The 12885-nt window shown below is 55.6% G+C and carries 10 protein-coding genes; 7 read left to right on the top strand and 3 right to left on the bottom strand.

All coding sequences use genetic code 11. From position 1 onward, the window contains the following. Positions 1-145: 145 nt before the first annotated feature. Positions 146-2164, top strand: a complete 2019-nt coding sequence (locus ACVV26_RS19100; protein ID WP_474798836.1) for an oxidoreductase — start codon at positions 146-148, stop codon at positions 2162-2164. Here ACVV26_RS19100 and rlmG read toward each other — a convergent pair. Continuing rightward, positions 2161-3291: a 23S rRNA (guanine(1835)-N(2))-methyltransferase RlmG gene (gene rlmG, locus ACVV26_RS19105; protein WP_474798838.1), complete on the bottom strand. Its 1131-nt coding sequence runs from the start codon at positions 3289-3291 to the stop codon at positions 2161-2163. The genes ACVV26_RS19100 and rlmG overlap by 4 nt on opposite strands. Positions 3292-3376: 85 nt before the next feature. Here rlmG and ACVV26_RS19110 point away from each other — a divergent pair, with 85 nt between their 5' ends. The 6 genes from ACVV26_RS19110 (at position 3377) to sstT (ending at position 10741) form a co-directional block, all read left to right on the top strand. Beyond that, complete coding sequence (locus ACVV26_RS19110; protein WP_474798840.1) at positions 3377-3877, top strand: M48 metallopeptidase family protein; 501 nt, start codon at positions 3377-3379, stop codon at positions 3875-3877. A gap of 72 nt (positions 3878-3949) precedes the next feature. Next, a complete protein-coding gene (locus ACVV26_RS19115; protein ID WP_312985512.1) occupies positions 3950-4948 on the top strand; it encodes a Gfo/Idh/MocA family protein in 999 nt (332 codons plus the stop codon). A gap of 289 nt (positions 4949-5237) precedes the next feature. Continuing rightward, the gene (locus tag ACVV26_RS19120; RefSeq protein WP_474798842.1) at positions 5238-6206 is read left to right on the top strand and encodes a TerC family protein; all 969 of its coding nucleotides are present in this window, start codon (positions 5238-5240) and stop codon (positions 6204-6206) included. 165 nt (positions 6207-6371) lie between these two features. Beyond that, positions 6372-8174: an alkaline phosphatase D family protein gene (locus tag ACVV26_RS19125; RefSeq protein WP_474798844.1), complete on the top strand. Its 1803-nt coding sequence runs from the start codon at positions 6372-6374 to the stop codon at positions 8172-8174. Positions 8175-8183: 9 nt separating this feature from the next. After that, complete coding sequence (locus tag ACVV26_RS19130) at positions 8184-9230, top strand: MBL fold metallo-hydrolase (protein ID WP_474798846.1); 1047 nt, start codon at positions 8184-8186, stop codon at positions 9228-9230. A gap of 266 nt (positions 9231-9496) precedes the next feature. Beyond that, positions 9497-10741, top strand: a complete 1245-nt coding sequence (gene sstT / locus ACVV26_RS19135) for a serine/threonine transporter SstT (RefSeq protein WP_474798848.1) — start codon at positions 9497-9499, stop codon at positions 10739-10741. Positions 10742-10770: 29 nt separating this feature from the next. Here the strand turns inward: sstT and ACVV26_RS19140 are convergent, their stop codons facing one another. Further along, the gene (locus ACVV26_RS19140) at positions 10771-11313 is read right to left on the bottom strand and encodes a YgjV family protein (RefSeq protein WP_474798850.1); all 543 of its coding nucleotides are present in this window, start codon (positions 11311-11313) and stop codon (positions 10771-10773) included. A 77-nt stretch (positions 11314-11390) separates the two neighbouring features. Continuing rightward, positions 11391-12878, bottom strand: coding sequence for a UxaA family hydrolase (locus tag ACVV26_RS19145; protein ID WP_474798852.1), 1488 nt, complete (start codon positions 12876-12878; stop codon positions 11391-11393). Positions 12879-12885: the final 7 nt, after the last annotated feature.

Raw genomic sequence — 12885 nt, forward strand, 5'->3', positions numbered from 1 at the left:
TAAACGGCAGGCTCGCCTGCCGTTATTCCCTGCGTTTTTTGAATCCCATCACAATCACCGATTGCGCTTTTTCCATTCCTTGTCAGGACAGCTAAATTAGAAACTCATCCGACCACATAACAATAATTTTACATTGGAAGAGACTATGAGCTACCCGTCGCTGTTCGCCCCGCTTGATTTAGGGTTCACTACGCTAAAAAACCGTGTCCTGATGGGCTCGATGCATACCGGCCTTGAAGAGCGCCCGGACGGCCCGGAACGGCTGGCGGCGTTTTATGCCGAACGTGCGCGGCACGGCGTGGCGCTGATTGTGACGGGAGGGATAGCACCCGCGCCTTCTGGCGTTGCGGTAGCTGGCGGCGCGATGCTGAACGACCGCAGCCATCTGGATCATCATCGGTGTGTGACCGACGCGGTACACCGCGAAGGCGGCAAAATCGCGCTGCAAATCCTCCATACCGGGCGCTACAGCTATCAGCCCCATCCGGTTGCGCCGTCGGCTATTCAGGCGCCGATCAACCGTTTCGCGCCCCATGCCCTGACCCACGATGAAATCCTGGCGCTGATTAATGACTTCGCGACCTGCGCCCAACTGGCGCGGGAAGCGGGTTACGACGGCGTGGAAATTATGGGATCCGAAGGCTATCTGATTAACCAGTTCCTGGCGGCGCGCACCAATACCCGCGAGGATGAATGGGGCGGTGATTACTCACGCCGAATGCGCTTCGCCACGGAAGTGGTGCGCACGGTGCGCGAACGGGTAGGCGCTGATTTTATTATTGTCTACCGCCTGTCGATGCTCGATTTAGTGGAAGGCGGCGGAACCTTTGACGAAACCGTGATGTTGGCGAAGGCCATCGAAGCGGCGGGCGCGACGATCATCAATACCGGCATCGGCTGGCACGAAGCGCGTATTCCTACCATCGCCACCCCGGTGCCGCGCGGCGCGTTCAGTTGGGTAACCCGCAAGCTCAAAGGCCAGATGGCGATCCCGCTGGTGACCACTAACCGGATAAACGATCCGGCGGTGGCTGATGCGATCCTCGCATCGGGTGATGCCGATATGGTCTCAATGGCGCGCCCTTTCCTGGCGGATGCCGAGTTGCTCAGCAAAGCGCAAAGCGGACGCGAGGATGAAATCAATACCTGCATCGGCTGTAACCAGGCGTGTCTCGACCAGATCTTTGTCGGTAAAGTCACCTCCTGCCTGGTGAACCCGCGCGCCTGCCATGAAACGACAATGCCGCTCCTTCCGGCGGCGGTGGCAAAAAACCTCGCCGTGGTCGGCGCGGGGCCTGCCGGGCTGGCGTTTGCGGTTAACGCCGCACTGCGCGGTCATCGGGTGACGCTGTTCGACGCCGCCCCGGAAATCGGCGGGCAGTTCAACATCGCCAAACAGATCCCCGGTAAAGAGGAGTTTTACGAAACCCTGCGCTACTACCGCCGGATGCTGGAGATTACCGGCGTGGATGTCCGGTTGAATACGCCGGTCAACCCGGCGATGCTCGCAGAAGCTGACGATGTGATCCTGGCCTGCGGCATTGAGCCGCGCATTCCGCTGATTGACGGTATCGATCATCCCCGTGTGCTGAACTATCTGGACGTGCTACGGGATAAAAAACCGGTGGGCGAGCGCGTGGCGATTATCGGCTGCGGCGGTATTGGCTTCGATACCGCAATGTATCTGAGCCAGCGGGGCGAGCCCACCAGCCAGAATATCGCCGAATTCTGCGCGGAATGGGGTATCGACACCAGCCTGGAGCAGGTGGGCGGATTGCGCCCTGAAGGGCCGCAACTGCCGCAAAGCCCGCGCAAAATCGTGATGCTGCAACGTAAAGCCAGCAAGCCCGGCGAAGGGCTGGGCAAAACCACCGGCTGGATCCACCGCACCACCCTGCTGTCACGCGGCGTGAAGATGGTCCCCGGCGTCAGCTATCAGCGTATCGACGATGAAGGTTTGCACATCACGATTAACGGCGAGCCGCAAATCCTGGCAGTGGATAATATCATTCTGTGCGCCGGGCAGGAGCCGCGCCGCGAACTGGCGGAACCGCTGCGTGAAGCCGGTAAAACCGTGCATTTGATTGGCGGGTGCGACGTGGCGCTGGAGCTGGATGCCCGGCGCGCGATTGCGCAGGGCACCCGGCTGGCGCTGGAGATTTAGCGGCTTTTACGCAGCTTCACCGCCTTCAGCACCACAAATTTATTGTTGGTGGCGACGGTGGTGCAGTTGCCGAAAATTTTCTTCAGCTTGCGGTAATAATCGAGGTGGCGGTTGCCGACGACGCGCAGCTCGCCGCCGTATTTTAGGCAGCGCCGCGCATCGTTAAACATCTGCCAGGCAATATGATCGGTAATGGCGTGTTGCTGGTGGAACGGCGGATTGCACAGCACCGCGTGAAAACGGTCCGGCTCTATGCCTGCCAGCGCATTGTTCACCACAAACTCACTGCGCGCCAGCGCGTCCGGCAGGTTATGTTCGACGTTTAACCGGCTCGACGCCAGCGCCATAAACGACTCATCGATAAACACCACCCGGCCCTGCGGGTTGTGCGCCAGTAGCGTTAAGCCAATCACGCCGTTACCGCAGCCCAAATCCACCATCTCCCCTTCCACGTTTTCCGGCAGATGCTCCATAAAGAAACGCGCGCCGATATCCAGCCCAGTACGCGAGAACACGTTGGCATGGTTGTGGAGGGTCCAGGACGTACCGTCGAGTTTCCAGTTTATGGTCGCGGGCGCAGCATTCAGCGCAGGCAGCGTCACGCTGCCGTAAATCAGCCGTGCCTTTTTCCACGCCAGCGAGGTGGTGGTTGGCCCGAGGATTTTTTCAAACAGCGCCAGGGTGGAGTTATGAATATCGCGCGCTTTAGCGCCGGCGATAATGCGGGTTTCCGGCGTGACCACCGCGCGTAAGGCGCGTAGCTGCTGTTCCAGCAAGGCCAGCTGTTTAGGGATCTTAATCAGCACCAGCGCCGGAGCCGCAGGCAGCGGCGCGAGGGAGTCCTGGAATACGATGCTGTCTGAATCAATCTGATTCAGCCGCAGGTTGTGCCGCGCGGCCTGCTGGGCGATAAACGAATCGCTGATATTCCACGGGCGGCGAGCCGCCAGCGCGCAGGTTAATGCGCCGAACGCATCGTTAAAAATCAGCGTCGGGCCGTCGGTTTGCGGCAAATCCTGCAACAGATATTCATCGGCAGCATCCCATGCCTGTAACGGGGCCTCTTCCGGCATGGGCGGATAGCGCTCAAGCGTTAATTCGCGTGCATTTAACTCAACCTGGCTCATCGGCCCTCCACGGTGCTAAAATTCGCGCGATTTATCCCTTAATTACGCATCTGAGTAAACCTTTTTTTCTCTCGCTGAGGCATCCATGAGCGCACTGCTGTATCTCCAGGGCTACCCCGAATCCTTGTTAAGCCAGGTGAACAGCCTGATCGAGCAGGGGCGGCTGGGTGATGTGCTGAACAAGCGTTATCCGCAACTGCATGATATCGCGACCGATAAAGCGTTATGGAACTACGTGCAGGAGATCAAAAACCGCCATCTGCGCAGCAGTTCGCCGTTAAGTAAAGTGGCCTGGGACAACAAGATCCACGTGCTGAAACACGCGCTGGGTTTGCACACCGCCGTGTCGCGGGTGCAGGGCAATAAGCTGAAGGCAAAGGCGGAAATTCGCGTGGCGACGGTATTCCGCCAGGCTCCGGAACCGTTTTTGCGCATGATCGTGGTACATGAGCTGGCGCACCTGAAAGAGAAAGAACACAACAAAGCATTTTATCAACTGTGCTGCCATATGGAGCCGGATTACCACCAGTTAGAATTCGATACCCGCCTGTGGCTGACCCATCAGGCATTGCTCAGTTCTGCGTAACAGGCCACGTGATTTCCTGCGATCGCATGCTACTCTGACGGGTACATTCCACTGCGGAGTTAAGTCCCCGATATGATACGTTTCGCTGTTATTGGCACCAACTGGATCACCCGCCAGTTCGTCGATGCCGCCCATGAGACCGGCAAATTAAAACTCACGGCGGTCTATTCACGTACCCTTGAACAGGCTCAGATGTTCGCCAACGACTATCCCGTCGAGCATCTGTTTACTTCGCTGGAGTCTCTGGCGCAGAGCGACGATATTGACGCAGTGTATATCGCCAGCCCCAACTCCCTGCACTTCTCGCAATCCTGCCTGTTTCTGAGCCATAAAAAACATGTGATTTGCGAGAAACCGTTAGCGTCGAACCTGCGCGAAGTGGAAGCGGCTATCGCCATAGCGCGCGAAAACCAGGTGGTGTTTTTCGAAGCGTTCAAAACCGCCAGCCTGCCCAACTTTATCGCCCTGAGCCAGGCGCTGCCAAAAGTCGGCAAGCTGCGTAAAGCACTGCTCAATTATTGCCAGTATTCGTCACGCTACCAGCGCTATCTGGACGGCGAGAACCCAAACACCTTTAATCCGGCCTATTCCAACGGCTCGATTATGGATATCGGTTTTTACTGCCTGGCGAGCGCCGTGGCGCTGTGGGGCGAACCGGCGTCGGTCACCGCGTCAGCCAGCCTGCTGGACAGCGGCGTCGATGCCCACGGCACGGTGGTGATGCACTATGGCGATGCCGACGTCACCCTGCTGCATTCCAAAGTCAGCGACTCTGGCCTGCACAGCGAAATCCAGGGCGAGGCCGGTACGCTGGTGATCGAGAAGATCTCCGAGTGCCAGCGCATCACCTTTATTCCGCGCGGCGGCAAAGCCCAGGATCTCTCTCTGCCCCAGCATATCAACACCATGCTGTATGAGGCGGAAACCTTTGCCCGGCTGGTGGAAACTCACGAAGTGAACCATCCGGGACTGACGGTCAGCCGCACTACGGCGAAACTGCTCACCGAGATCCGCGCCCAGACCGGCGTCAAGTTTCCGGCGGATGATGTCAACGAACCGCTAACCGCGTAAAGCTCAGTAAATCCCCCGGCAGCGTCGTTGACGAGATCATTGACGCTGCATACTTTTTATCTGCAAAGGGGAGTAACTTCCTTGCCGACGGATCGTCAATACGGTGCTGTGCACCCGGTCGTCGGGCAACTCGAAAATGCGTATCAGGCATCGTCAACGACGCTGGTGAACACGGGTATTTCGCGTTGTAAGTGAGACCTTGCCGGAAGGTGAGATCCATTTGCAGCTCAGGCAAAGCGGCTAACGTCTTCCGACGTTGGCCGTTTTTCATTTTTAAGGAATGATACTTATGAATACCGTGGGAACTCCCCTGTTGTGGGGCGGCTTCGCTGTCATTGTGGTGATTATGCTGGCCATCGACCTGTTGCTTCAGGGACGGCGCGGCGCGCATACCATGACCATGAAGCAGGCGGCGGTCTGGTCGCTGATTTGGGTCGGGCTGTCGTTGCTGTTTAATTTAGGCTTCTGGTGGTATCTCACCGGCACCGAGGGCCGCGCGGTGGCAGACGCCCAGGCGCTCGCCTTTCTCACCGGTTATTTAATCGAGAAAGCGCTGGCGGTGGATAACGTCTTCGTCTGGTTGATGCTGTTCAGCTACTTCGCCGTTCCTCCAGCATTGCAGCGTCGCGTACTGATTTACGGCGTACTCGGCGCGATTGTGCTGCGTACCATTATGATCTTCGCAGGTAGCTGGCTGATTTCTCAGTTTGAATGGCTGTTGTACGTGTTCGGCGCGTTCCTGCTGTTTACCGGCGTGAAGATGGCGCTTGCCAAAGAAGACGAAGCCGGCATCGGCGAGAAACCGATCGTGCGCTGGCTGCGCGGCCATTTGCGCATGACTGATAAAATCGAAAACGAGAAATTCTTCGTGCGCCACAACGGCCTGCTGTACGTCACGCCGCTGTTCCTGGTGCTGATCCTGGTAGAAATCAGCGACGTGATTTTCGCGGTAGACAGTATTCCGGCAATCTTCGCGGTCACCACAGATCCGTTTATCGTGCTGACCTCTAACCTGTTCGCGATCCTCGGCCTGCGCGCCATGTACTTCCTGCTGGCGGGCGTTGCGGAACGTTTCACTATGCTGAAATACGGCCTGTCGGTGATTCTGGTGTTTATCGGCGTTAAGATGCTGATTGTCGATTTCTACCACATCCCAATCGCTATCTCGCTTGGCGTGGTAGGCGGGATTCTGGTGGTGACGCTGCTGATTAACGCCTGGGTGAATCACCGTAACGACAGGCGCAAATCGTTGTCATAACGGCCGGGCGTCTCAACGCGGCAACACTGCGTTGAGACGCCTCATCACAATGTCTTACCCCTACCCGCTCATTCACGCTTTCGTATCACCCGGCTTGTTTCCGCACCTTTTATAATCACACCATAGTGACCCTGACCGGCCATGCCTTTAATGGTGGGTAAGAAAATGAGCAAACTGTTTAAACCCGCGCTGGGCCCGATTGTCGGGCATACCACCGATACCACCTGCCGCCTGTGGATTGCCGCTTACCCCGACCACGATGAAAACGACATCGCGAATAATATTCGCACCGTCGGCGTGATTGGCGTGGCGGGCGCGAATGGAAAAGTGGCGGCGGAGAATATCTGGTACTTCCGCTTGCGCCGCCAGTATCACCGTACCGGGGTTTATACACTGGGCAAGGATGTGAATTTATGGGCCAATGAGGACGAGCAGAAAAAACTCAAGCCTTTTGTGTTGAAACCCGCTACGCGCTATCGGGTTCGCATGGCGTATCTGGAAATCAGCCTGCCGTCGGAGGAAATGGACGGCGACGCCAGTGAAGAAGTGGTTAAAACGCTTCCCCCGGCGCGAGTCTGGGCAGATCAATTAAATGATGAGACACTTAATGCGCAATATGTGGCCGCCGACTTTACCACGCAGCCCAAACCAACCACCGCGCAGCCGATTAAATTTCTGTTTGGCTCCTGTCGCAATAACTGGTTTAACGGGGTACCTTTTTACAAGAAAAAGGAATCTGACCTTATTTTCAAAGCCATGTATGAACAACATGCTGACGCTAATTTTGTATTAATGGTTGGCGATCAGATTTATGCCGACTCGGCATCGGTTTATGTCCCGGCATTTAAAGCAGACACGTATAAAGAATTTGAAGAGGCCTATCACGAAAACTATAAGAGCCTGAATTTCCGCCGTTTAACCTCACATATCCCTACTTATATGATCCTTGACGATCATGAAATAGAAGATAACTGGACTCAGGATCGGGTGAACAAAACCCATTATCTACCCGGCTTCTTCAGCAATAGTTGCGATTTATTCAACTGCGCCATTAGTGCTTATATGAGTTATCAGTGGATCCACGGTCCGCGCTTTCCGGACAGCTATATTCATCAGCGCACAGATAAGCTCATCGGCAGTGAAAAATATCTGGCCGAGATGGATGTGCCGCGTTTGTTCTACGATTTCAACTGCGGCGGTTACCCTTTCTTTGTACTGGATACGCGCACCACGCGTTACAAAAACGACGCCAACCAGCGCGACGACAACAATATTAACAACAACCATCTGTTGGGATTGCCTTCAAAACATCCAACGGAACCCAGCCAGTTGGACAGGCTATGCGCATGGTTAATTCATATGCAGAAGGATTATGGTAACCGCCCTAAATTTATCGTCTCTTCCGGCGTATTTGTCCCTAATGAAATCGCCACCGCCGGGGATGATTTCCGGGCGCGCAGGAATAAAGATAACAGCGATACCTGGAGCGCCTTTCCACAGACGCGCAATCAGGTGTTAAAGACCCTTCTTAAGCATCAGATTGAAAATGTTATTTTTCTCTCTGGCGATATTCATTGCACTAACCTGTGCGAAATTGAAATTAACGGCATCGCCGGAGAAAAAATTCATGCCTGGTCGATTACCTCTTCGCCGTTTTACTGGCCCTATACGTTTATTAACGGCGAAACGGCAAAATATGTTCGTGATTCCATAGCGGAAAATGACAGCTTCGATATTTATGAGACGCTGTTAAGTAACCCTCAGCCGGGAACGGCAGTGGGCACCATGAATTATCAATCCTGGGGCTATACCCAAAATAATAATTTTGCCCGAATCGACATTGATGCGGACAAACAGCAAATGAAAGTGCAGTTTTTCGATACAGGCGGAAACCCGATCCCCGTGGCGAAACGGAACGGCGATAAAAATAGCCGCCCTGAAATCATTACACTTACGCCCTGGCCGTAAGAGGTGGCTATGCGCTACCTGTGGCTGGTTTTGGCGCTACTACTGTGCGGGTGTTTATCTAAGCCGCAGGTAGGTGCGCATCAGCTCTGGTCGGGCAAAGACGCCGCCGAGCCGGCGTTACACTATCTTGGCGTCGGGGGCTGGTTGCTCCCCTGGCATGGCGAAGGCGTACTTTTTGCGCCGTCATTCTCCAATCCGGCGCTGGCGGGCATAACCGGGCTCCCGCCGGTTAAGGTGAAAAGCGATCCGGTAAAAATTCAGCAAATGATGCCGGACGCCCGCTTTGTCTCGATGCTGCTGGTGGGCCATGCCCATTACGATCACTTACTGGATGTGTCTGACGTCATACAGAACCAGGCGCCCAACGCGCAGATTTATGGTTCAGAAACGGTGGTGAATATCCTGCGATATCAGTTCCGTGACGATCCGCAACGCCTGTCGCGTTTGCATAATGTGTTAGTGCAGATTGCCTCTGTACCCGATATGTCGCGCCCTGGCGATAGCGGAAAATGGATTTACTCTGACAGCGGCTATATTCGTGCAAAACCCATTCGCAGCATGCATGCCGGGCATATTTTCGGGGTGGATTTGCTGCCCGGTATTTATGAATCGCCCCCTACTGAACCGCTGAATAACGTCCGGGACTGGCGGCTTGGCACGCCTGTGGCGTGGCTGGTAGACCTGCTGGATGACCAGAAAAAACCGGTTTACCGCATTCACTATCAGGATTCCGCCGCCACGCCGCCGTGGGGGTTCCCACCCCGGGAGCCGGACGGTAAACGCATCGACGTGGAGATACTGTGTGCCGGTTCCTGGCATCAGGTTTATCACTATCCCGCGGCCCTGCTGGATTTCACGAAACCCCGCATGGTGCTGATTGGTCACTGGGAGAATTTCTTCGGCAACAAGCCTGATGACGTGCGGATCATTCCAGGGCTCGATCTCACAGGGATGGTAGACATCGTTCGCCGCCACGTAGCGCCAAAAACGCCTGTGTATACGCCGTTACCCTTCACGAAAATTCCGCTACCTGCGCCACAGGCAAGTCACCTGTAACGCGTCACCGCCAAACGCCAGAACGTCACGCTATAGCCAGCCATTTTGGCTTTGCAATATCACCTGAATCAGAAGTGCTATTAATGTCACATGATTGTTATTTTAAAGTTAAAAAGCTGGAGCGATTCGGAAAAAACAGCACTATCCCCTTCCTCTCGCACGGCAAATCCCTATACTCATCCATGCAAACATCTGTTACATCCGGTCACAAAGCTTTTAATAATATTGACGCGGGATGGAACCACATCACATCTGAAGGAATATCTATGAGCACGCAATCTCAACCAGGGTTGTTGCGCCGTCTTGCGGGCGGCAGTCTGGTTAAACAAATTCTTGTCGGCTTAGTTCTCGGCATTCTGCTGGCGTTGGTTTCAAAAGACGCGGCAATGGCGGCAGGTCTGCTGGGGACGTTATTCGTCGGCGCGTTAAAAGCCGTTGCGCCGGTGCTGGTACTGGTACTGGTGATGGCGTCTATCGCTAACCACCGCCAGGGCCAAAAAACGAATATTCGCCCTATCCTGTTTTTGTATCTGATCGGGACCTTCGCCGCAGCCCTGACGGCTGTGCTGTTCAGCTTCGCCTTCCCGTCAACGCTGCACCTCACCACCGGCGCGACGGAAATCACGCCGCCTTCCGGCATTGTGGAAGTGATGCGTGGCCTGCTGATGAGCATGGTGTCAAACCCGATTGACGCTGTACTGAAAGGCAACTATATCGGCATTCTGGTCTGGGCTGTGGGCCTCGGCTTCGCACTACGCCACGGCAACGACACCACCAAAAACCTGCTTAACGATATGTCCGACGCGGTGACCTTTATGGTAACGCTGGTGATTCGCTTCGCGCCGATCGGTATTTTTGGCCTGGTGGCGTCCACCCTTGCGGAAACCGGCTTCGCGACGCTGTGGGGCTATGCGCAGCTGCTGGTGGTGCTGATTGGCTGTATGTTCCTGGTGGCATTTGTCATCAACCCGCTGATCGTCTGGTACAAAATCCGCCGCAACCCCTATCCGCTGGTGCTAGCTTGCCTGCGTGAAAGCGGCGTCACCGCCTTCTTTACCCGCAGCTCTGCCGCCAACATTCCGGTGAACATGGCGATGTGCGAGAAGATGAACCTGGACCGCGATACCTATTCAGTGTCGATCCCGCTGGGTGCCACCATCAACATGGCGGGCGCGGCTATCACCATTACCGTGCTGACCCTGGCGGCGGTGAATACGCTGGGTATTGCGATGGACATCCCGACCGCATTGCTGCTGAGCGTGGTGGCATCGCTGTGCGCCTGCGGTGCATCCGGCGTGGCGGGCGGTTCGCTGCTGCTGATCCCGCTGGCCTGTAATATGTTTGGTATCCCGAACGAAATCGCCATGCAGGTGGTTGCGGTCGGCTTTATCATCGGCGTTCTGCAGGACTCCTGCGAAACCGCGCTGAACTCTTCAACAGATGTTATCTTCACCGCCGCAGTCTGCCAGGCGGAAGACCAACGTTTAGCGGATAACGCAATCCGCAGTTAATCCTCAGCGGCGGGCCTTGCGCCCGCCCTTTACTCCTTCTGCATACTCTCTTTTTCGATTTTAAACGGATCGATACCGCGCTTTTGCATCCGCCAGAAACGAATGATATTCAGGCCGTTCATCACCAAAAAACTCCCTTCAATCAGCGAGCCGCCAATCGAGCCCAGCCAGATATTGTGGCTGACCCAGCAGGCCGTGGAGCACCACATCACGCAGCGCACGGTTAACCCTTTGCAGCGAAACAGCGCCCAGGTACTGGCGACGGTGCCGACAATCGGCAGCAGCTCCATCGGGTGGTGAAGTTTGGCAAGGCCAAGAGACAACGTCAGAACGATAAAAATCGACATCACCCACAGACTGCGGGTGCGCAGCGAAACCACGGTGCGAAAGGCGTTTAGCACTGCGCTCATCCCGGCGGGTGCCGCGCCCATCAGGAAGAAATGGCAGCCGATAATAAAACTGTACAGCGAGAGTTGCAGTTTGAAGCGTTTTTCATCGCGATTAATAAACGTCGTGATACCAATCGCAAAAGCCAGGACGCCAACGCCCTGGGCCAGCCAATACGCGGTCATTCTCTGTCCTTAAAATCATAAAAAAACGGCGCTCGTTAACGGAGCGCCGGGGGTAAATGAACTCAGGAGTCCACAGATTATAATGTCACGCCACTCTTAAAGATTGCCAGTTCTCTGAAATCATTACGTTCATTGCAGGTCTGCTTACCGTTAGCAAACTCAACAATGGTGTCGATAAATTGGTTCAACAGCTCCGGCATGGTCTGCCCATGCAGAAGTTGCCCGGCGTCGAAGTCAATCCAGTGCGGTTTTTTCTTCGCCAGTTCGCTGTTGGTAGCAATTTTCACCGTTGGCACAAAACCGCCGTACGGCGTACCGCGCCCGGTGCTGAACAGCACCATATGGCAACCGGCACCGGCCAGCGCGCTGGTCGCGACGGCATCGTTGCCCGGCGCGCTCAGCAGGTTCAGGCCATGTTGGGTCAGACGTTCGCCGTAGCGCAGCACGTCCACCACCTGGCTTTCCCCCGCTTTCTGGGTACAGCCCAGAGATTTCTCTTCCAGGGTGGTGATCCCGCCCGCTTTGTTGCCCGGCGACGGGTTTTCGTAAATCGGCTGATTGTGGGCGATAAAGTACTGTTTGAAGTCATTCACCATAGTGACGGTTTTTTCAAACGTCGCTTCATCGCGGCAATGGCTCATCAGCAGTTGTTCAGCACCGAACATTTCCGGCACTTCAGTCAGCACCGTGGTGCCGCCGTTGGCGATCATATAGTCGGAGAAACGGCCCAGCATCGGGTTAGCGGTAATACCGGACAAGCCGTCAGAACCGCCGCACTCCAGACCAAACTTCAGTTCGCTCAGTTTGCCCGGCTGGCGCTGGTCGTGGCGCATCACTTCATACAGCGCATGCAGATGCTCCAGACCGGCTTCCACTTCGTCATCCTGATGCTGGCAAACCATGAAATGCACCCGCTCAGGATCGAAGTCACCCAGGGTTTCGCGGAACGCATCGACCTGGTTGTTTTCGCAGCCCAGGCCAATTACCAGCACCGCGCCCGCGTTGGGGTGGCGCACCATGTTCTGCAACATGGTGCGGGTATTGACGTGATCGTCGCCCAGCTGTGAGCAGCCGTAGGTATGGCTGAACAGGAATACACCGTCGGTGCCTTCGGCATCATGGGTTTCTTTCAGGAAACGGCTCTGGATCTGACGGGCAATCCCGTTGACGCAGCCCACGGTCGGCAGGATCCATAACTCATTGCGGACCCCAACCTCGCCGTTGGCGCGGCGGTAGATATTAACGTCGCGATCCGCGGCCTGCTGTTCCAGCGTTTGCAGATCCGGTTGATAGCGATAGGTATCCAGATCGCTCAGATTGGTGCGCGCGTTATGGGAATGGATATGTTCGCCTGGCGCAACATCGCTCAGAGCATGGCCAATCGGCAATCCATATTTAATAACGTTCTCACCTTTCGCAATCGGGCTGATGGCGAACTTATGTCCACGCGCTACCGCCTGTGGAAGCGTTAGCGTAACCCCGTCAAGGGTGACGACGCTGCCTTCTGCCAGGTCGGTCAGCGCAACCGCGACGTTATCTTGCGAATGGATCCTGATGTATTGCATATCAACC

Source organism: Atlantibacter sp. MEI4A-1023, assembly GCF_056155425.1.